Origin of the sequence: Vibrio sp. CAU 1672 (genome assembly GCF_029223195.1) — a bacterium.
Classification (GTDB): domain Bacteria; phylum Pseudomonadota; class Gammaproteobacteria; order Enterobacterales; family Vibrionaceae; genus Vibrio.
Map to the genome: position 1 here is coordinate 15398 of NZ_JARHUF010000030.1, position 22151 is coordinate 37548.

Sequence of the window (22151 nt, forward strand, 5' to 3'; positions counted from 1 at the left end):
CTGGTAACAGGACAAATAGTATCAGCCTACTCTCTGCTTAACTGTCCACCAGCACTCCAACCGCGCTTTTCTGGCTACTCTTTTGTGATAATTATTTGCCGCTACCTCGATAGGTTTTGTTAACCGGAGTAATGGCTAGTAGTCAAAGCCACAAAAATTCAATATCTTAGTACTAATTTTCCGTTGTGCTAGAGAATAACCAATGGCCATCAAGCAGACCCCTTTTGTTGATGAATTCCGTCATCAACTCGTTGATTCTTTGTTCGAACAGTATGAACTGGTTAAGCGTTCGCGCAGGCCGGTATGGGTATCGCTGGAAGCCGAGTCCGGCTGGGGAAAAACCCGCCTGATCCAGGAGTTCTACAGCCGCCTGGCTACAACGCAAACGTCGCAATACTGGCCGAAAACCTTGTTTGCCGCTCCCGAACAAGCCCCCGCCAGGATCGAGACCAGACGCAAGCGAATCCACCCTGGCACAGAAAACTTCAATCGTGAAGCCGATAGTCTGCCCGATTATCTTTATTGGGGGATCAATTGCGCCGAGCGAAGTGGCCTACCCTCTCAGGTACTGCTTGATGACCTGCAACAGCTCAAGGCTCATCTTCCGTTTATTCTGTATAAAGCCCGGCTTTCCTTCGACGGACAAATCAGCGCTGCCGCGAGCGCGATCAAAAGCCTCAGTCTGGATGATATTACTAACCGTTTCGAAGGCGTGGCGATCAGCGCGATCGAAGAACTTGCAGCCGGGCTCCCGCTGGGAAATCTGGTACTAAAAGCCGTTAATAAGCTCTTTGCCACCTCCCGTCAGGTCGCAAAAGAGCACCAGTCAGTGAGCGAGCAAGGCCTGCAAAATGATTCCGGCACCGACACCCTTGAGCAGGCATTTGAACTGGTGACGAGTGTTCTGCATCACGGTATGCCTATGGTCATTTGCGTCGAAGATCTGCATCTCGCCACAAGCTCAACCCTGCGGCTGTTTGAAAAATTGTTACAGCAAATCGATGCCCCGCTTCTGCTTATTACCACAACCTGGCCTGGTCGCGTAGAGCGCATCGAACAGTTAAGCACATCTGTACCAGAACTCGAGCAAAAGCGGCAGCTAATTCGCTATTCAACCAGTCCGGAGGTTAACGGGGCGCATCGATTAGAAGAGCTCAACAACACGGCCCAAAAAGAACTGATCAAGAGCTATTTTCCCAGCTGTGCAGATGACCTGCTGGAAAAAATTTGTCAGCACTACACCAACCCACTCACGATTGACTTTCTATGCTCACTAAAACGGTGTGTCGGCAAAGAGAACCGCCCCTACCCGCTCAAACCAGAAACCGTATCTAAGTTACCTAAAACCGTTGAGGCATGGTGCCTGAACGCCTGGCAGGGTATGGACGATGACAGCCAGTTATCATTGATTTACTCCGTGCTGGCCATTCCCGAACAGATGCGAACCTGGGCACCGAAATTGGTGTGTGACAGCCTGGACAGAAACATTCCCTACGCAAAAAAAATCCGCCAGGAGGTCGACGGCTGGGTCACCTATCGTTCAGAAAGTGAGTCTTTTTTTAGTGATGAAGTAATGCGCAAAATTGCGTTAAACAACATTGATGATTTTCTCGATGAAGACGATCAGGACGAGTTCTACGCCGCGCTATTTCAAAAGTGCTTGACCTGGAAAGCAGAGATCCGCTGGCAGGAAGACACGTCTGACTATATGACTCACACTCAGTTTACTGATAACGCCAGGATAATTCATCATATCGATTCTCTGCTGTATACCCTGTACCAAAAAGGCTTTGGCAAGAACCGTACAACCGCGATTAAAGAAGCTATGTTCAACCTGCTTATTGCGGACTTCAGCGAAGACCGCTCATACTCCGACTTCGCCCAGCAACTCCTGTCGCAACTGTATCTACTGTTTAAACAATCACCGCTCATTCATACACGCAAGACGCTCCAACTGAATGATATCGAGCTGTGGTTCCTCTACCGTTATTTTGATTTTTACAAGCAAAACAGCACATTAGAAGAGTTCATCCAGATCAGTAATGATATAATTGACTACCTCACATCCCTGTTAGGTGCTGACAATCACGCTACCAGAGAAGTTAAACGTGTCTATATTGACGCATTGCTGGAGACACACGCCTATCCTCAGGCTTTACAAGCGCTGCTGGCTGAAAGTGATCAACTTACTTTCCCGACCATCAATGAGGAAGAGCTCGAAACATTAGACGGACAAAACGCAGCGAAAATGTTCCGGCAGTTCAACCAGCAGGCAGCTGAGAAAATCCAGCATAGCTACAAGATTTATCAGGCCGCATTAAGGCTTGAACAGCATCGCGCGCAGAGCGAAGCCCACGCTTTATGGCGTTCTGAGGTGTTTCAGCTATTGTGTTCGCTCTGTCAGCTTGAACGTGTACTTGAAACGGTCAATCTGAAAACCCTGCTCGCGATCCGAACGGAGATCCTCGACGAGTTTTTTCTGACCTCAATGTTGCAGGAATACGTCATGACTATCGAGGAGCGTAAAGTCATCGATGAAAAGATTCAGCTGGTCAAATCCTTTTCCGCTCAGCGGTTAACAAGTTGTTTTGAAGAGCCTTCCCTGTCGGTTACGGATCAAACAACAACGTTATCTATCGCTGCAGATCTGGTTGAACAACTGCTCGATGCCCAGCTGGTCGAACTGGCGCACCACTACACCAACGCGGTGTCAGACCGGGTCAACCAATGGCTGGCTGAATACCCGCTTGCACGCACCAAGGCTGTCAACATTGCCCAGTTAACCCTACGAACCGTATTGGTTGATATCTATATCGCGCAGCATGACATTGACGCCGCCATGGAAGAAACCAAAGCAGTAAAAACAGAGTTTGATCAGCTGGATAAGGAAGCATCCGTCGAGATTTGTAAGCTTGAACTGCGGATAGTACGCCAGTTCAGCCAGTTAGCACACCTTGCCGAGGCGGATGAAACACTGCTAGAAGCACTCAACGCTAAAATGTCACAACTGGTCGAACGCACCATGCAATTAATGCTGGAGGAGTATAGCGCCAATAGCGCCTATTCCGCCTACCTTTATGAGATCAACCGTTTACTCTAAATCATCTAACCTTTCGCTCACCTTACACAACTCTCTGGAGGCATTTGGAAGTGAAAAGTTGAGTTCAGTGATCATGAAGCGGCAAGGAAAAGGCCATTAGGCAAAGTTATCACTAACCGTCTCAGTAACAACAAAATCACCTATTGAGCGTTTAATCAATTATTGGCAATCTGGTTATTTTTTGTGCTATAAAGGTGCTCGAATGACTCCCAACCTGATTCCGGGAGTCAAATTGGAGTAAAGATATGGTCAAATGGTATAAGTTTTATAGTTTAGGTGCGCTGATTGTTTTGACAGGATGTAACCCTGTTGATAAGGACATTTCTCAACAAAGCTCAACCCAAAATGAAAAACAATTAGCTTATCCAGCTATGGCTGTACCATTGCAACCGAATGCACTGGCAGAGGCTAACATTGCAAAACTAAATCATCTCCTGACAGATAAAGAACTCAGCGATGAGTCTCGTGCCAAAATATATTTAAAACGAGGTCTCAATTATGATGAGATAGGACTAAGAGATTTGGCTAGTACAGACTATGTCAAGTCACTGCAGATCGATCCACGACAACCTGATATCTATAATCTGCTTGGGATGTACTACACCCAAATCAGTCAGTTTGATGCTGCCTATGAAGCATTTTACTCTTCTCTTGAATTAGATCCGAATAATAAGCAAGCCATATATAACCGTGCAATTGCACTTTATTATGGCGGAAGACCAGAACTTGCACTGGAAGATATGAAAACGTTCTATGAGGAAAACCCCAACGATCCTTTCCGCGCCATCTGGTTATATATTATAGAATCTGACGTAGATAAAACTTCAGCAACGGCACAGTTACAAGAGAGTTATAAAAACCGAACCGATGAATGGGGTTGGGTATTAGCAGGTATACTGCTGAACAAAGTAACTGAAGAAAATGTAGTTAAACTGATCATTAATAGCACATCAGACAATAAAGTGATGGCACAGCGACTTACTGAAGCTTATTTTTATTTAGGTAAGTCTTATATGGAAGATGAAGATATGAACCGAGCTTTGTCAGTGTACAAGTTAGCTATATCTTTGAACGTATGCAATTATAATGAACATAGCTATGCATTTTTAGAGTTAGAACGTATTTCGAAAGAATTTAAAGCAGCGCAAAAAACAGGTAATACACAAAAATTTGTTAGTTTAAACTAATGCGTTCTAAAGACACTTAAATAGAAAAGGCGAATAACTCATTGGGTTATTCGCCTTTTGTTAATCATCTGTATTATTTGAGAAACTTAGCGATTACTTTCTCTAACCCTGTAGTTGAAATCCACGTCAACAATAGCACGATAGTGAATCGTATCTCGAGATACAGGTATTTCCTCAACCCTCACTTGAGCACTTTCTACATTCATACTTTTTCCGATGACATTCTGACCAGAAGGATTCAGCTGCCAACGTAACTGGTTATCATTTGCGTTAGCCAGTGCATCATACATATTGAAGCCAGCATTGATCGCTTCCTGTTTACTAGCAAATGTCTCTGTATATAGTTTTGTGCTATTCTGAACTATCCGTTCACCAGCGGTAGCGGCAAACGCAAAAAACATACATACGATTGTAATTAACGCTTTCATAACAATACCTTATAATGAACAGGATATTAGGCGCACACTAAGACTAAGTTCCAGTTCATTTGTTCTTAACATCATCCTGATAGTAATCCTTTTCAAAATCTTGCAAGCTTTCTGCTATCTGAAAATGAAAAAATCAACTTCAACTTGTATGGATGTCCTCCCAAAAACTGGGATCCATACTTAAAAAGTAGCACTAATTTGACCTGAATCAAGTTTTACAATTCATGTACTAAGTGTTTTATCAGTAAAAACTAGCGACAGACAGATAGGTTGGCCTCTCCCAGAAGACTGTAGTGATACAGACCTCACACACTGACCATTCAAAAAAAAACCACGTCGTTGGATTTAAAGTGATGACAATGTACCTCTCTTCACCTTAAGACTAACTGGCTACTCAAAGGCATTAAATGAACGCAAAATCGCTCGAGTTAAATTTTAGAGAGCTTGGAACACAAACCGATTCACTCTTACTGAAAGTAATTGATTCCCCCGATACAAAAAGGCGACAAATTATGAATCAAACCGCTTCTAAAATTTGAGAGTAACATACAGGCAGATTACGAGCTTGATTTGTTTGTCTCCAACAACAACTTGGTCAGGAAAAATCTTAGTGTGATTGAGTTAAAAGTGATTGATGTAGATACGTTTGATGATAGCCCAGACTGGATTTACATTTTTGAATTATTTGAAGCATGAAGTTGGGGAGTTTTTCGAAAGAAAATTTGAAGATTACAAATACAACAAGGCCGAACTAAACGCTAGGCCTTGTTGCTAAATTAATTAAAAAAGGTTTGTATGGCCAAAACTCTATGAACTGACTACCAATTAAACGCACCTCTACAAATGGTAATGTAATCTTGAGTAAGGCTTACTCATATTAATATCGTTGCCAAATAGTAATAGTTTTAATCTGGCACAAGCCACGCTAAATTGATTAACCATCATCCTACGAAGTGATGATGGTTAATAGTTAGCGGGTTGATGCACCAGTAGAGTGCACTTTTGAAATAGAATCAAATCCAACATATTTTTTTCTTTCTAATTTAAACAATAGCTACTGCAATGACAAATTACAGCAGATTAATAAACCACATTAAAGGCACTGTATAGTTTAATACTTTGTTTGCACCAACATCTACTAGCTTGCACCACTAGCCATGTATTGATATTGCGATACATATCACCTTTAATAATTTTCATTACTTTTGAACGTTATTTGTTTTGGGAGATTTAAAATATGTTAATTGGTGTACCTAAAGAGATTAAAAACCACGAATATCGCGTCGGCATGACTCCTGCCAGCGTTAAAGAGCTTACAGACCGCGGTCACACTGTGATGATTGAATCAACCGCCGGGGATGGAAGTGGTTTTTCCGACCAAAACTATATCGATGCCGGTGCCAAGATCTGCCCGGATGCAGCCTCAGTGTTTGCTGAGAGTGAAATGATAGTTAAGGTCAAGGAGCCTCAGGCGTGTGAACGCGCGATGCTGCGTGAAAACCAGATCCTTTTTACCTATTTACATTTAGCTCCGGATGCAGAGCAAACCAAAGATCTCATCGACAGCAAAGCAATATGTATTGCCTATGAGACAGTAACCAGTGACAAAAAGACCCTCCCTCTACTAGCACCAATGTCTGAAGTGGCCGGTCGCATGGCCATTCAGGCCGCGATGACATCACTGGAAAAAGCACATGGCGGATGTGGCATGCTACTTGGTGGGGTTCCGGGTGTAGAACCAGCGAAAGTGACGGTGATTGGCGCAGGCGTCGTCGGGTGCAACGCGGCACAAATGGCCGTAGGTCTGGGCGCAGAAGTTGTTATTCTGGATAAAAACATTGATGCCCTTCGCGAGGTCGATGCCATCTACCAAGGCAGAATCAAAACCGTTTATTCAACTGCAGACAGCATTGAAAAACACACCACCAGCTCTGAGGTTGTAGTAGGTTCTGTACTTCTTCCCGGCGCTGAAGCACCTAAACTGATCACCCATGAACTCGTCAAAAAGATGAAACCAGGCTCTGTCATCGTAGACGTCGCAATTGATCAGGGCGGCTGCGCCGAAACGTCAAAAGCGACCACCCACCAGGAGCCCACTTATATTGTCGATAACGTTGTGCATTACTGTGTTGCCAACATGCCTGGTGGCGTGGCCCGTACATCTACTTTTGCACTGAATAACGCCACATTACCGTATATTGTTGCTTTAGCCGATAAAGGCTACCAAGAAGCGCTTCTGACTGATAAACACCTGCTAAACGGCCTCAACGTATGCCAAGGCCAAATCACGAATCAGTCTGTCGCGGAAAGTCACGGTTTAACCTATGTCGCACCTGAAACAGCCCTATTCGCTTAATAAACCGACATAGATACATAGCTGCTCCCTATAAGGAACAACGTTCTACTGTTCCGACCTGGCTATACAGCATATATAGCCAGGTTTTCTTACATCAATACAGAAAACGCTTAGCCCGCACCGCTTTAAACTGACCGTAGCCGGAGCATATCTTTAAGGTGCAAACAGAATGTATCACCGACATTATCGGTTGGATTAATGAACTGCTGACGAACATCAATATGCCCGTATTATACCCCGTCGAATTAATACAAAAAATAAATCTGACATACACACTTAACTAAAGAAAATCATCTGTTAAAGGCTCATACATGACGGACTCAGTTCTAGCTGGGGTCTAAAAAGATTATAAACATAATCAGTTTCTTGTGATAACTGAACGCTTTCAGTTATCACACCACCCGCCATATGTGCATGGCCGCCACCAAACCCAATACCTGAGTCATTTAGTACACGTCTGATGATATCAGCCACATTATTACGCTTACATTCTGAACGAAGGGAGATAAACGTCTTCTCTTTACTTCTCGCACTCAATACCACGATGTCTAACTCATCTACCGATAGCAAAAAGTCCCCCAGTACGCCCAACATATTTTTTGGACAACCTTCCGGCAGGCTGGCAAACGCACAGTTTTGCACCTTCTTCATCGAGCCTAGCATCGAGTCAAAAAGAGCAAGTTCGTGGTACTCAATCTGATTGCGGCAAATTCGGTTTACCATTTCTATATCGGCGCTTAACTGCAGTTGCAAAAGCGCTTTGATATCAGCGGGGCTCACAGCCCGGGTAAAGTTAGCGGTATCAAAGGTTAAACCAACAAGCAAAGCCGTCGCAATTTTCTTGGGAATCGGGAGCTCGTAGTAATTGTAATACTCGACCATAATGGTGGCGGTAGAGCCGTAACTCGGTCGAACATCTTTATATGCCACAAAGCCCGGAACTTTAACTTGATGATGATCGATGACGCCGACCTCGATGCCCGGCAGATCAGTGACATTTTTTTCACCAATGCAGCCATCAACCACAATTATTTTGTCGTCAGGCTTTAGATCGAGTTGATGAGATTTAGTAATCGGGATATCGAGCCAATCGATCAGGTTTCTCAGTGATACCCTATCGATAAAACCCTGATAAGAGATAAACGGTGCAAAACCTTTTTTACGTAACAGGTAAGCAAGAGCGAATGCCGAACTGATAGCGTCATGGTCGGGAAAGTCATGAGCCTGAACTATGATCCTGGGAGAGCCACGCAAAGCGTCCAATAACCGATCAAACTTTTCGAGTGACATAAACAGAAGTCCTTTGTGCTAGCAGGTCAGTTAATCAACTTTTCAACCGTATCAGCTATTTTGTCAAACCCTTGTTTGAGCTGCTCAACGCTACCCTCGTTCACCACACTTTTGATTTCTTCAGAGTATTGCACACCTATAAATACCCCTAAGCAGATAAGAGCCACTGCTATTAACTTAAGCATGAATTGTCCTTAGATAATCAAGCACACACATACTCACCCTTTACGTGTGCAATATGTTTAAGCTTCTAATTTAAAAGACACATTTAATACATCAATATATAAAATCGCAACATTGACCCTAATTTTATAACTATATTCTTGACAGACTTCTCATTATACAAAGTCCGTGTTGTATCCAAATTGTGGAATATATAAGTTACCCTTTTGGTGTGATATCAATCCCATATGGAATTTCAATCGAATGAAGCGGAATCGAATCGTCAGTGGCTTACTGATCGCGCTGTGTCCGACTGTTGCCTTTGCAACACCTGGTAATCAATTTGAGTTTTCAAACACTCTGCATGGCACTGTTTGTTCTGAAAACCCTGATGTTTGGTTGCTTGGTGGCGAGTTAAAAGTTGATGCGCCAATTAGCATCAATGGAACGCTGATCACCCGAGAAGGTAAGTATCAGTCAAATAACTCACTCAACGCCTTAACCGGGCAAGGTGAAACAACCACACAGCACTATATGAGAGATGCTATCGGCTGTATTCAAAGTGATGATCCCATCGCTTTGGTTGGAGCAGTAGCCTCTTTATATGAAAAACAATTTACCACTTTAAGTAGCGTAGATATCCCTGCGCCCATCCCTGAACCTGACCTTCCTGCAGCGCCCAAAGTCGTTAAAGATCAGTTTGAAACTAAAGCTCAATTCGAAGAGCGTGTGGAAAAAATTCGTCTCGAACGACAACAGCAAATAGCCGCAATTCAGCAGAAATATCGCCAGCAAGTCGAAGTTCGAAACGCAAAAATTCGCGCACTGCAAAATAACGTTGATCAGCGCAAAGAAAACTTGGATGACAAAAAGTCTCAGCTCGTTGCGCGTGCATTTAGAGATGTAATGGGTAAGCCGATTCTCTCGGCCAAAAGCTACGATGCCGAGAACCAGCAAATGCACCTGCGATTTAAGGCGTCAAACCAAGATTATCAACGAGATATTGTACTTAACGTTCCGCTTGAACAAGCACGCGAACTGTACAATAACATCGACCAGCTAGATCTTGCTCTCACCTACAGTTATGACCAACAGCAACTTGAGTTGATCAATATCTCTGGTTCGTACAAAGAAAGTGAGTTCGCCGGAGACATAGCCAAGAGCCAATACCAGCCTGAAGCATTATCAGTCGTTCTGAAGAGTGAGTCATCCGTTGCTTTGCCGGGCTTAGAAATGCAAAACCCGAACCTGATTGATAGCTTCGAAGTAGATTCCAGATTATCTTTATCTGACAACACTGCTGCAGATGAGCTTAAAGTGTTGCTTGCTAATGTCGCTCCAGCAAAAGCAAACGCTTCGACTTGGTTCTTCAACCTGTCCATTGAAGACTACGCCAACTCAGACCAGGTTGCTTACGCCCGCAACAGTGGTGAGATCATGTCTGATGTTGCGACGAAAGTCCTTGGTGTACCTGAGCGTCACGTCTATGAGCTGATTGACCGTGATGCCACCAGCGGCGCAATTAAAGACAAGCTTCGTTTGATGCTGGACAACGTTGCGGAAGGTGACACTGTCTACTTCTACTACAGCGGCCATGGCATTCCGGCAATCCCAGATAACGACCCATACATTCTGCCACAAGATAAGATCCCAGATTACGTAACCGATGATCCTTTCTTTAAGCTCGACAATCTCTACAAAACGCTTTCCAACAGCAAAGCCGGAAAAATTGTCGTGATGGTTGATAGCTGCTTTAGCGGTGCCACCGATGGTGTATCTGTCATTAAAGGTGTCGCCGCCTCCCGCCTTGCACCGAAGAAAGTCAGCATCGATCCAGAACGCATGGTGGTGATTACCGCAGGCCGTAACAAAGAGTACTCCAATATGTATCAGGAGAAAGGTCACCGTTTGTTTAGTTACTACCTAATGAAATCCATGATCGAAGGCAATCGTGATATCGGTACGCTTTACCAAGAAGTGTACGACCAAGTGAAGTCGGCTTCATTTGAAATGGGTGATTTGAAACGTCAGCACCCAACGATCACCGGCAACCAGACCATTTCACTTTAATTTATTTAGAACATTGATTTAAGGCTTATATCCATGTTTAAGAAAACTCTATTAGCAACGTCAGCAGCACTGCTTGCAACCTCAACTTTTGCCACAGATGTAGACAATACCAACCTAGACATCGCTTTCCAGGGCGCACACTTTCAAGGTGCGGGTAACCAAATCACTATGCTACGCGTGCCTGTCACCAACAAGGATACCGGCGAAACTCAGTTTTTTGATATGAGCGCCGAGTTTGCTGCAGATAAAAACGGCAACCTGATCTTTAAAAATATCAGCTCGGTAAAATCGGTAGCGTTTGCGAGTGCAAACCAACTAATTGCGGGCCATTACTTAGATGAAGATAAATGTAGTTGGTTTGTCGAAGGGCCATCAGTTACAGCTAACGGTAGAATGAGTTGGAGCTTCTTTAAACCAACAGATAACAAAGGGTGCGACCAGTATGCTAAAACAAGATCTGGTCAGATCCTAAGTGGAACACTAGAAGGTAATCAGCTAGCTATTACACAAAAGGATATATACAAAGTTCTAATGAAAGATTCCGAGAGCAATCTAAATTATGGTTCATACAGTAAGTCAGGCTATATATTCGCCGCCGTACAAAATGGAAACAGTATCTCTTTGTCACTTTATGACAAAGGTGGCCTTGATACAAGCTGGACTATAATCAAAGCGCCATACCCAGGTAAAAAAGAAGAATGATTAAACACATAGCCTTACTCTCAGCTTTGGCTAGTTTTTGTGTTTTTGCTTCCCCATCCTGGTATGGGGAAGTGCCTTCTGATGCCTCTGTAAGTTACGGCTTCGGTCAAGGTAACACTTACCAACAAGCTAAAGATAATGCCTACCACGACTTAGCCAAATCGATTGAAAGCCGGGTAATTAGTGAAACCAGCTCATCTAAAGTGTTCAAAGATGGCAAGTTAACCAAAAGTGCATCCTCTAACAAAACGTCTCTATCAGATATTGTTTTCCGTAACAATGTCACTGTCCGCAAAAGCGAGCAAATTGGTGATGAGTTTTACCTAGGAGTGCAGTACGACCCAACTTCTTTTGCTGAAAAGCTGTCTCAATGGCTGCAAGGCTCTCAATGTAAGGCTGACCTTCACCCTTATTGGTCTCACGCGGCAATGTTGAAAAACTGGATAGAGCAACATCAATGCTTACCCAATATTGAGATTGAACGTTTTGCCGGAGGCTGGCAGCTTACCAACAACTCAGGCCATCTAGTGTTGCCGGAAGCGCAGTACAACCATCTTTTCTTTACCCTTCACTCACCGTCACTGGCTATCGAATCAACTAACACGCGCTTAACCGCCGGTGATTTCTACTTCATCAGCCTCACGGCTAAGCAGCCAGGATACTTATCTCTGTTCCAGGTCTATGAAGATGGCAGTACAGGCGTTTTGATTGAGAATGAACCGGTCGAGAAAAGAATCCAAATCGAATTTCCAGACAACACTCAATATGACGGCATAGAAGCACTATTGAACCAAGGACGAGCGACCTACGACACCAACATCGCTTTATTATGTCCCCGTAAAATCGACACATCTCGGTTTGAAAAACTCGATGAGTCACGCCTTTCAACCGATACCCCCGGGTTTGGCTTAATTCTTAAATACCTGGACCAATGTGAATTTGTCATGGAAAGGCTATCGATTAGTAAAAGCTAGTCGAACAATGCAAAGGAAACCAAATGAAGAACACTATTTTGCGCCTGTCGCCACTCGCATTGTTATTTAGTTCATTCAGCTACGCAGAAACACTTCAACAAGCTTGTGAACTTGAGGTTGATGCGAACCAATGCCCGAGCGTCAACCACTTTGTTAGTCAACCATTTGAAGCGCAGGATGACTTTGAAAAATATAAACTGTGTAGCGAAGCTAAATACGATTTATACAAAGTGCAGAAAAATTGCGAGTTCGACCAATACCTAGCCAATGCACAAAAAGCCTTTGACCAGTTCAAGAACAAAGTTTCTAAAAAATGGGACAAGCCAAACTTTAGTGACCAATACTCATGGGTCAGCTACAGCCCTTCTCTGGAACTCAAACGTGAAGTCAACTTTGAGAAAAATGTTATCAAAGTAACGACAATCGCAGGTGAAGAGACAACCATCGAGGAGTTAAAAGAAGAAATTCTCGCAACCTCCGAACTAACGATTGGCGAAGCACAAAAAGCAGACGTATACACTGCGGCTCTTATTGAAGAAACCAATGTCGAAACATTAAGCCCACAGACACTATTACCGGTTGCGGAAAATAATGCTGTTCACAAGCAGGAGCTGAAAGAAGCGCTCGACAACGTGGTTATTACCGAATCCGTCGACAGCAAAGGCAATACCGTCATCGAAGCGCAGGTGAGTTTTCCTCCCACTTGGTTAAACCGCAAAGAAAAACGTTTCTTTGATACCGTGGAAACTTACGCAAACAAATACGATCTCGAACCTGAATTCGTGCTCTCCATTATTAAAACCGAGAGCGCATTCGACCCAACCGCTGTTTCTCATATTCCTGCTTTTGGTCTTATGCAGGTCGTCCCTAGCTCTGCAGGTCTTGATGCCACGAGCTTCTTGTTTGGAGAACGGCAACTACTCAATCGAGATTATCTGTTTGATCCTGAGAAAAACATAGAAGTAGGCACGGCCTACATTCACCTGCTCCGCTCCCGATACTTTAAAGGCATCGAGAATGAAGAGAGCCTGAAGTATTGCGTTATCGCTGCCTACAACGGGGGCATGGGCCCGATATATCAAATGTTTGGTGGCAAGCGTTCTGTCGCTATCAAATATATTAACCAACTATCCCCTGAAAAAGTCTTTAGCACTATTCAGAAAAAGCACTCTGCTGCTGAAACTCGTAACTACTTAAAGAAAGTGCACAGTGCAGAACTTAACTATGAAAAAAATATGATTTAGGGAATAAACATGAAAAAAACATTACTACTTACTGCAATGACAGCGATGGCTTTCCAAGTATCAGCAACAACAGAATTTCCTGAGTGGCATATGAATCCGCAAGCAGGCCTGGATGACGGTTTAATCGCCGGTGTTTCCTGTGTCGAAAGTATGGGCGACCTGACGCTCGATATGGATGTCGCGGCAATGGAAGCCAGAGCCTCTCTCGCGGCGTCATTAGAAGCCATGGTGCAAAAAGAGTTAGAGACAAACAGAACTGCTGAACGGAAAAAAATCGTCACTGCAGATCGTAAAGATAACGTCGTAACCACTGCGGTTACCGCGACATCAACAACCAAACAGCTGACAAACCAACTGATGAAATACACTTGGGTGTCTGAGTCTGTATCGGTGGAAAAAGACATTGATGAGTATCTTTGTACTCGCATAGTCGCACGTTTACCTCAGTTCATTGCTGAGTAAGGGGTTGTAATGCAAGAGCAAGCGGTCCAAACGCCCCCAGAAACAACCCCGGCAGAAGCTGCCAACGAGCAAGATATTCTCGATAGATTGAGGGAAAAAACGCCTAACCCAATCCTGGCCTTTATAGCTTTGATCATTGCTGCCGGTCAGTTTAATGACGCTATTGATATGACGAGTAAAGGGTGGGACCTGGTCATTTCCAACTTCTCTGATGCGCCATCAAATGAGCGCCTATCGAAAGTTTACATTCGAGCGTCTAGCGGGGTGTTAGAAGAGACATTTGGTTCTCCTGTTTATACCAAGTCCTCTAACGGTGACGTTGAAATCAAGTACTACAAAGACAGTAAGTTCATCCTATCGGCGATCACATCTAATGGCACTATCGATGCGTTTTTAGTCTTCCCCAAACCCGGCTTTGTCCCTGAGATCAAGTACCACGCGGGTAATGAGACCTATCTGCAGACCACATTTGCTGACTCAACCATTCCGCTCGAAGCCATGTCTAATCTGGCTCGAAGCGGCAATTACTACATTGAAGAAGCTCAAGGTGGCCGTTACGAACTCCTTTACAACTCAGTCGGCGGATACAGTGAATACCTATCCAATCTGACAAAAAACCAGATGCAACTTCTTGCAACATTCAACGATAAACTGATGATGGAAGAAAACACAACATCAGCGTTAGTTAGCTTACGCCAGCAGATTAAGCCTAACTTTTACGGTTACAGTGCAGTGGGGCTAGAAGACTTAGCACCCGCAATTTTAACCAAGCTTGAATACGAGTTGATTACCGATTGACCCGCAAGGTGTTTTACACACTATTCAACCATAAGCCAGATATTAACGCTTGGTTTTAATGCATCACCTGGTTGTATCATCTAGTCGAAATGGGAGAAGCCAGCGGCAAAACAGCCAATGGCTTCTTTCCTACCAATAGGCTTATCACCCACGTTCCAAGAGTTGTATTAAAAGACAGATAGCGTTCAGTTCATAACCAAGCATAGAAAATAAAAATTCATGTCAATACTGGTTAATGAATCTACATGCTCTCGGCATTTTTACGAACTTACTTACCGCCTGCTCATCAAAGCATAATAAAAAGTGCGTGGGCTCAATTTTTTATAGGAACAATAATAAATGGTGCAAAAATCCGTCTTGGCAATAGCCGCCCTGGCATGTCTTCTTCCTTGTACTAGTTCAGCTAGCGGAAATTCAGCCTGCAGCTTTTTACCTAAATCACCAATGCCTGAGTGGATAATCTCACCACTCCCGTCAGATAAAGACTATATCTACGGGTATGGCGTTGCCTCTTCTCCTAAAGACAGTGTTATGCAGCTGAGAAAAAACAGCAGCTCTGACGCCCGTTCAAATTTATCTGAAACGCTACAAGTACGCGTTCAAAGTGAACTGTCTAAGGAGATCTTACGTCGTGATGACGGACATAAAGTCAGTATTAACAAAGATATAAAAAGCCTGATTCAATCTAAGAGTGATGCGATTCTCGTGTCTTCCGAAGTTGTCTCAGTTTGGTTAGATAGAGAGTCATGTAACTTATGGACTAAAGTCCGAATCGATAGAGCATCCGCGCAGCAGTCCGAAAAGCTGGTTTTAAATTCTGCGTTAACATCCATGGATGAAGCACTAAAAGAAATTTCGAACAAGCTCGACAACGTCAAAAAAGAAACCTCTAAAGATCCGAAAAAGGAACTTCAAAATCAGGGATTAAGTTACACTGGCGAGTCTTTTGCTCAAACGTTGTATCGCGGAGACCAAACGAATATTCAACTATACATTGATGCAGGAATGAACTTTAGTGATGCAATCGATCCGAGAGGCGAATCCTTTTATGCCATGTTCTACCGAATTTCACCTAAACGTTTAGAGAAAAGCTTAGATGTCCTAACGAAATCTTTCTCGGCAAAAGAGCTTAGAATGAGTTATTTCATGAAGCACGCTTTATATCGTGGAGATGTTAAAAAAACTAAAATTCTCGTAGAGGCAGGGGCGGATATCAATGAAGTGTACAAAAAGTCTCTCTCTGTCTATGTTCCAAGAAAGTTGAGCTTTCAAGCGTCAACGCCGTTATGTGTTGTCAACTCAAGAATTTCGTACTTTGAAACCTATCCGGATGATGATGTAGATGTGAAAGACTATATCGACCTTAAAAAGTACCTTGTTAGCCTAGGGGCTAAATCGAAGGGAGCCGTCGTCACTCACGATAGTTTAACCTACAAGCGTTACCCGGAGAAGTTTAACTGTAAAACGAATACAAGATCACAAGTGATCAAATAAACTGAAAGGGCTCGCCATCGCTGGCTTTTTTGAACTGTGACCGACTCAGAAACCATGCCCCATTAATCCTGGTCACTAAGTCAATGAGTTGCAACCTAATGGAAGATTTTTTAATGCCGGTGTAGATGTGTGGTTTGTGGCAATAGCCCGGGGAGACTTCACCGGGCTACAGCTGACCTGTCGATTTACAACTAAATGATCGTGATCCTGGTAGATCAGGACCACCGTGGATTTAGAGCATATACATTCTTGCGGTGCGCGCAGGAATACTGAACGTGTGATAACGGGAATTTACTGTTTCAGTCGCTGCAGAAAGTGTGTCCTGATATGACTGATACCAGTTGAACTCATGCTGATATGTGTCGACGGTATGACTACGTTCTTCGCCACACTTGTTAATGCCAACAACGCCTTGCTTGCCACGCTTAAAGAGAAGCAGGCACTGGTCACTGTGCAGTACCGTCATCCCTTGACCCTGCATGGCATTATGGAAAGCGATCATGTTTTTCATATCAGTTTTGTTCCAGACATCTGCCCAGCGGCCGTTGTCCTTGTCTTCGCTATCTGGTAGCTCATCACTGTAAATAAGTGGCGTTCCTCCATCTTTACCAAGAATGTAAGCGTAAGCGAGTGCTTCATCTTCCGGAGACATGATCTGATAACGGAAGCCGTCATTGGTCGGAATGTCATGTGTAATGGTAAAGGTTACTGCCCGAGCGTTATCCAGTGCCTGGCCATAAGCCTGTGGATCATGCAGTTTAGTCATGCTGCCATCATAAGAGAACGCAGAACGGATTGATGCAAACAGAGGAAAATCGTAGGCAGCATGGTCGGTATTATTGAGGTAGGGTTGCAAAAATACCTCATAACTTGAATCTCCGGCTCCACCACTGGTAATGACTTCACCAAACACGTGCATGCCAGCCGTAATTTCAGCGGTAAACACTTGATCTATCTGGTACTGACTCATGTGTTTGACGGCGTCAATTCGAAATCCTGTTATCCCCATCTGCTTTAGCGCTTCAAGGTATAATCGCTGTTGCGATACAACCCAGTTACTCGGGTCAAGATCAGGCAAACCGCGATCACCGTCCCCCCCACAAAGGCGCCAGTACTGCACATGTCCCGGATCTCCCCAGTCAGTGATGCAGCCTTCTGGATGGAAGTCATTCGCAGAGAAAATGTTTTCACTTAAATCGCCAAACAGAGTCTGTTGCGCATAATACTCGCTGTTAGCTGCGTAGTCTGCAAGGACTTCTGTTCCCGGGTAGTTCAAGTCTTCCCGTTTCCAGGTTTCATTCGCCATGTGGTTCAGTACGACGTCGGCATAAACTTCTACGCCATGCTGTTTAAGCGTATCGATCATGGTTTGCAGATCGGTCTTGTTACCCAGGGGAGAATCAATAACCCGAATGTCCTGTGGCTGATAGCGAGCCCACCACTCAGTCCCTGATGATTTTAATGTTGGTGAAACCAAGACTTTTTTGTAGCCAATATTGGCGATTTCCGCCGCATTAGCAGTAACGTCTGAATACTTCCAGTTAAAGGCGTGCAAAATAGTGTCAGCATACACAGTGGAAGAAAAGCAGCCTGTAGCAAGAGCGGCTGCGAGTAGTGTTTTAGTATGTTTCATCACAATCCTCTGTTGTAGGTGTTTCTGTATTGGGATCGATAAGAGCATACCGCTCATATAACTGAGATAAATATCAATTACAGAATTTTCTTGGCCTTGTCACACTCTGTAGGGCTGAGTGGATTAATAATGGGAACTCACCGACCGTTTGCGTAATCAGCTCAGGTAAGGGGATGACAGTAAAAAGTGGATAAACATAAGCCTTTGCATTTATGTGCACTGTCTTTATTTCATCGTCATCAAGCCAGTAGATGTCAGCCAATAGCCTAACATCTCCTACCAACTCGCCGGCCCCCTCTCCCACGGTAGTCGCTTTTATCATGCCCACTCGATTAAACAGCGACAGCCTCCTTGGTGCGTTAAATGCTTGGGGATATTGCTCATTTAAAGGATACCTGACTTCCTCTCTCTGACGACCTAATGGATCGCCTGCTAGCCTGGCCACAAGATGCGGTAAATCTTCTTGCTCTGCATTTCGAAAGCGTATCGTTTCATTCTCCTTAATATTCAAACCGTCGTACTCTCCCCTTCATTTTAAGAATGCCCTGTCTGTATTTAAGTGAAATGCGTGACTAATAGGGTTTCTTAATGAGAGGTTTAATCCATTTGATAAACCAGGGCACTTTGTACCCCTTCCTCGATAAAAAACCGCCTGCGAAGTCATACATGGCGGGTGGATTGATTGGCACCTCAACATCGCCCGTAAGCGACTGCTCAGTGGCACCGAGCATATTTTGAATGTTGATTTTGATGTGGGATACAAGTCTGAAGCCAAGTTCAGCAGGGCCTACAAGTCGCAGTTTGGTGCCCCCCTCTCAAACAAAAAGACGAAGATAATCCTGTGACAACTTAAAAGAGCAAACTCCTGAGACTCACTGTAACGCTCAACGAGTTACGAGATTACTGGACGCTATTAACACCCTGGCTGGACCATAGTGAATCGGCCAGCCTCCTGTAGACACTAATTTGATTTACAATTAGTAGTCCATAGGAGGACAAATGAACAAGCAGTTTACCGATGAATTTAAAATCCAAGCCGTTAAGCAAGTCACCGAACAGGGCTACACAGTAGCAAGTGTGTCAGAGCGTCTTGGGGTCTCCACCAACAGCCTCTACAACTGGATGAAGAAGTACGGTTCAGACAGTAAGCATTATCAGCAAGCGAGTGAGCAGGAAGCTCGGATAAGAGAGCTTGAAAAAGAGCTGAAGCGAGTGACGCAGGAACGCGACATCCTAAAGGAAGCCACCGTGTTTTTCGCCAGCGAGTCAAAGAAAAATACGCGTTCATAAAATTCAGACTCGATAAGTACCCTATACGTCTAATGTGCCAGATTCTTAGTATCCAGCGTAGTGGCTTCTATGCATGGCTAAAACAGCCTAAATCTGCCAGAGCTAGTTAGGACGAACGCTTACTGGGCTTGATTAAGCATTCTTGGCTTGAAAGTGGTTGTGTCTATGGTTACCGCAAGGTTCAAAGTGATCTACGGGACTTAGGCGAGACATGCAGCAGGCACCGAGTCGCCCGCCTGATGCGACAGGAGGGACTGAAAGCTCAAGTCGGATATAAGAAACGCCGTGGAATGTATAGTGGTCAGCCAGCACTTGTCGCCGAAAACATATTAGGCCGTGAGTTCTCGCCATCTGAGCCGAATCAATCTTGGGTAACAGACATCACCTACATCAGGACACACGAAGGTTGGTTGTATCTAGCTGTCGTGCTCGACCTTTATTCGAGAGCCGTGGTCGGTTGGTCAATGAGTTCAAGGATGGAGTCAGAGCTGGTAACACAAGCGCTTCTCGCAGCGGTATGGCGTCGAAAGCCTAAAAGCACAGTGCTAATCCATTCTGATCAGGGAAGTCAATTCACGGGCTATGAATGGCAGGCGTTCCTCAAAGAACATAACCTGATACCGAGCATGAGTCGCAGAGGAAACTGTCATGACAACGCGGTAGCGGAAAGCTTCTTCCAACTTCTAAAACGTGAACGAATTAAGAAAAAGATCTACCAAACAAGAGAAAAAGCACGTTCAGATATTTTCGATTACATCGAGATGTTTTATAACTCTAAACGTAAGCACAGCCACGCTGAGAATATGCCTCCACTGGTGTATGAAAAGCTTGGAATTTACAACTAGGCGCTGGTCTACAGGAGGCTGGCCGATTCATAGCGCTAGCCATAAAAATGACAAGCTCGATCTTCGGCTAAGATACGAATGTTTTCACCATCATCAGATGCTGGTGTTTGCTGAAACACTCAATACATTAAATCAATTGTCGCCTCAGATCCCATTCCACCTGTCATGGGTGCCACCTTCTTGCCCTTGGAAATATCATGAAAGAAACTCTTTACTAAACCTTTAAACTTAATATCAATGAAAGTCAGAAAATCATCCATTGACAGTGATCCATATAAATGACGAAAAACACCTCCACCGTTGCGATCCGACGCTGTAAAAGAATCTGCCTCAACGTTTTACTCCCAACTTAATGTCTTGCGACTTACTGAGGCGGACGGTGAAAAAAAATATCCAAAGGTGCGTATTCCTGCATGGAAACTTCCATTTAAAAAATTAACAAAATAATAAAACAGTCAATATGCAGCTAGCTGATTCAGTGCGTGAAAGAACTGGTTAAACTAGAGCCCGAAACTTCACCCTAGCGAGGAATTTCACTCGCCAAGGCTACGCCGTGGGATCATTGAGCGGATACGTTTCTTCTAGTTCTTTTTGAGCTTTCTCTAGTAACACCATTAACGCACATGCATCTTTATCTTTACCCGCAATAATGGCTTGTCGTAAATCAACTTGAATAGTCCTTACTTTATCTAAACAAACTTTCCTTTTAAATAAACAGCGCAAACCATCAGCTTGATCCAAGATTGTTCTTTCATTGTTCATCTAAGAGCTCCTATCTCGATGAGGTATTATGTTTGATTGAAAACAATGAGAAAAAATTTCAGAAGAACAATTTGTACACTTAAATTTAAAGTATTTTTTTCGAAATACTTTTTCTATAAATGTCCTGTGTGTTCGATTAAACACAGTATTTTCTTTACAAAAAGGACATAGACCATAACGTTGCATGGGAACCTACCTACTCACGAATAATAAGAATTAATTCATAGCGCCATGATATTAAACTGAGTGCACATAAATAAAGCTACTCCTAGACGCGCACTCTTTTCGTGATGTTGATCACAATCTAAAACATAAAACCGAATGTGTATGCGATTACAATCAACTTTACCCCTAACTATGCGAAAAGTTTATCCAAGACAAGTAATCGATCTATGGATACAAGGATAACGACTCCCGTGCGTTGATAGCGCCCCAAGGCTACTTCTCCCGCCCGTGCTATTTTGTTTTGGTACCACGCTGAGAATTGCCGACTATTTGGGAATTGTTTGCCTGATCACCTCGCAATTCTGGCGGGGATCCTTGGATGGGCTTACTTCAAATGTTACGCTCAAGTTCTATTATCCAATGGGCTAACGCCCATGAATTTATCGATGCTTTCAAAGCGGAGCTTGGGATGATGAGAAATAAGGGCCACTTTCACTGTTATTATATATACATGGCAAAGTGACCCTAGTTGGTGACTCCTATTGATAGGTAGCGGTTCAGAAGACGCTTTTTCTGTTACCTTGGGAACTGAATGACGTTTGAATAGCCAACTCACATTCTAGTTCTTCAATTTTTTCTTCTAGGTGTTCTTTCTCTTCAACTTGCTTTTGCAGACGTTGTTCAACATCAGATAACTCTGCTTCAGCTTGTTCTTTGGCTCTATACGTTAGATTATACTTTGCGTCGAGATCTCTGATACGAATCGCCATCATGGTTTCATAGTGCTCGTGCGCCTTGTTATTCAAAGCAGTCGTCATATCACGCATTACTTTGCAAAGCTCTTCTTCCCGCTTAGCTAAAAGTGATCCGCACCAGCAGTTTTGGACACCGAGTTAAGTGAGTACAATCACTAACGAGGTGAAGCATGACAAGCAAGAAAAAACGTATTATCCATTCTCCTGAATTTAAAGCAGAAGCACTGAAGCTAGCAGATAAAGTGGGAGTCGCTGCGGCAGCGAGGCAACTCTCGTTACACGAATCTCAGATCTACGGTTGGCGTAAGGCTGCGAAGAAAGACACCAGTACCAGTCAGCGGGAAAAAGATCTAGCCGCTGAAGTCGCCAAGCTTAAAAGGCAATTGGCTGAGCAAGCTGAAGAGCTAGATATAGTAAAAAAGGCCGCCACCTAC

At 43.9% G+C, this 22151-nt stretch carries 18 protein-coding genes and 1 pseudogene; 12 read left to right on the top strand and 7 right to left on the bottom strand.

Annotated features, from left to right (window positions below):
* Positions 1-202: 202 nt before the first annotated feature.
* Together P2G85_RS18960 and nlpI are read left to right on the top strand one after the other, a co-directional pair.
* Positions 203-3100, top strand: coding sequence for a hypothetical protein (locus P2G85_RS18960; RefSeq protein WP_275865635.1), 2898 nt, complete (start codon positions 203-205; stop codon positions 3098-3100).
* 245 nt (positions 3101-3345) lie between these two features.
* Positions 3346-4287 carry a lipoprotein NlpI gene (gene nlpI / locus P2G85_RS18965; protein WP_275865636.1) on the top strand — a complete coding sequence of 314 codons (942 nt, stop codon included), beginning with the start codon at positions 3346-3348 and terminating at the stop codon, positions 4285-4287.
* Between the two features lie 86 nt (positions 4288-4373).
* Here the strand turns inward: nlpI and P2G85_RS18970 are convergent, their stop codons facing one another.
* Positions 4374-4715: a DUF3316 domain-containing protein gene (locus tag P2G85_RS18970; protein ID WP_275865637.1), complete on the bottom strand. Its 342-nt coding sequence runs from the start codon at positions 4713-4715 to the stop codon at positions 4374-4376.
* Between the two features lie 1237 nt (positions 4716-5952).
* Here P2G85_RS18970 and ald point away from each other — a divergent pair.
* The gene (gene ald / locus P2G85_RS18975; protein WP_275865638.1) at positions 5953-7071 is read left to right on the top strand and encodes an alanine dehydrogenase; all 1119 of its coding nucleotides are present in this window, start codon (positions 5953-5955) and stop codon (positions 7069-7071) included.
* Positions 7072-7368: 297 nt separating this feature from the next.
* On the opposite strand, the gene P2G85_RS18980 is transcribed toward ald, so the two are convergent.
* Together P2G85_RS18980 and P2G85_RS18985 are read right to left on the bottom strand one after the other, a co-directional pair.
* Positions 7369-8361, bottom strand: a complete 993-nt coding sequence (locus P2G85_RS18980; RefSeq protein ID WP_275865639.1) for a DHH family phosphoesterase — start codon at positions 8359-8361, stop codon at positions 7369-7371.
* Positions 8362-8387: 26 nt separating this feature from the next.
* A complete protein-coding gene (locus tag P2G85_RS18985; protein WP_275865640.1) occupies positions 8388-8546 on the bottom strand; it encodes a hypothetical protein in 159 nt (52 codons plus the stop codon).
* A gap of 241 nt (positions 8547-8787) precedes the next feature.
* Here P2G85_RS18985 and P2G85_RS18990 point away from each other — a divergent pair, with 241 nt between their 5' ends.
* From P2G85_RS18990 to P2G85_RS19020, 7 genes are all read left to right on the top strand, one after another.
* Positions 8788-10593, top strand: coding sequence for a caspase family protein (locus tag P2G85_RS18990; protein WP_275865641.1), 1806 nt, complete (start codon positions 8788-8790; stop codon positions 10591-10593).
* Positions 10594-10626: 33 nt separating this feature from the next.
* Positions 10627-11295, top strand: coding sequence for a hypothetical protein (locus tag P2G85_RS18995; protein WP_275865642.1), 669 nt, complete (start codon positions 10627-10629; stop codon positions 11293-11295).
* Positions 11292-12269 (top strand): LPP20 family lipoprotein, encoded by a 978-nt coding sequence (locus tag P2G85_RS19000; protein WP_275865643.1) that lies wholly within the window; start codon positions 11292-11294, stop codon positions 12267-12269. Before P2G85_RS18995 ends, P2G85_RS19000 begins: the two co-directional genes overlap by 4 nt.
* Positions 12270-12292: 23 nt before the next feature.
* Positions 12293-13513 (top strand): murein transglycosylase domain-containing protein, encoded by a 1221-nt coding sequence (locus P2G85_RS19005; RefSeq protein ID WP_275865644.1) that lies wholly within the window; start codon positions 12293-12295, stop codon positions 13511-13513.
* A 9-nt stretch (positions 13514-13522) separates the two neighbouring features.
* Complete coding sequence (locus P2G85_RS19010) at positions 13523-13975, top strand: hypothetical protein (protein WP_275865645.1); 453 nt, start codon at positions 13523-13525, stop codon at positions 13973-13975.
* Between the two features lie 9 nt (positions 13976-13984).
* Positions 13985-14773 carry an ETEC_3214 domain-containing protein gene (locus P2G85_RS19015; RefSeq protein WP_275865646.1) on the top strand — a complete coding sequence of 263 codons (789 nt, stop codon included), beginning with the start codon at positions 13985-13987 and terminating at the stop codon, positions 14771-14773.
* Positions 14774-15112: 339 nt separating this feature from the next.
* A complete protein-coding gene (locus tag P2G85_RS19020) occupies positions 15113-16267 on the top strand; it encodes an LPP20 family lipoprotein (protein ID WP_275865647.1) in 1155 nt (384 codons plus the stop codon).
* A 232-nt stretch (positions 16268-16499) separates the two neighbouring features.
* Here P2G85_RS19020 and P2G85_RS19025 read toward each other — a convergent pair whose 3' ends face one another.
* Positions 16500-17900, bottom strand: a complete 1401-nt coding sequence (locus tag P2G85_RS19025; RefSeq protein ID WP_275865648.1) for an alpha-amylase family protein — start codon at positions 17898-17900, stop codon at positions 16500-16502.
* 73 nt (positions 17901-17973) lie between these two features.
* The gene (locus P2G85_RS19030) at positions 17974-18411 is read right to left on the bottom strand and encodes a hypothetical protein (RefSeq protein ID WP_275865649.1); all 438 of its coding nucleotides are present in this window, start codon (positions 18409-18411) and stop codon (positions 17974-17976) included.
* A gap of 488 nt (positions 18412-18899) precedes the next feature.
* On the opposite strand from P2G85_RS19030, the pseudogene P2G85_RS19035 reads away from it, so the two are divergent.
* Positions 18900-20035: pseudogene (locus P2G85_RS19035) on the top strand (IS3 family transposase).
* A 546-nt stretch (positions 20036-20581) separates the two neighbouring features.
* On the opposite strand, the gene P2G85_RS19040 reads toward P2G85_RS19035, so the two are convergent.
* Together P2G85_RS19040 and P2G85_RS19045 are read right to left on the bottom strand one after the other, a co-directional pair.
* On the bottom strand, positions 20582-20797 hold the full coding sequence (locus tag P2G85_RS19040; RefSeq protein WP_275865650.1) for a hypothetical protein: 216 nt from the start codon (positions 20795-20797) through the stop codon (positions 20582-20584).
* A gap of 722 nt (positions 20798-21519) precedes the next feature.
* Positions 21520-21789, bottom strand: a complete 270-nt coding sequence (locus P2G85_RS19045; RefSeq protein ID WP_275865651.1) for a hypothetical protein — start codon at positions 21787-21789, stop codon at positions 21520-21522.
* A 98-nt stretch (positions 21790-21887) separates the two neighbouring features.
* Between P2G85_RS19045 and P2G85_RS19050 the strand changes: the two genes are divergently transcribed.
* A partial coding sequence (locus P2G85_RS19050; protein ID WP_275865652.1) for a transposase occupies positions 21888-22151 on the top strand: 264 nt, incomplete at its 3' end.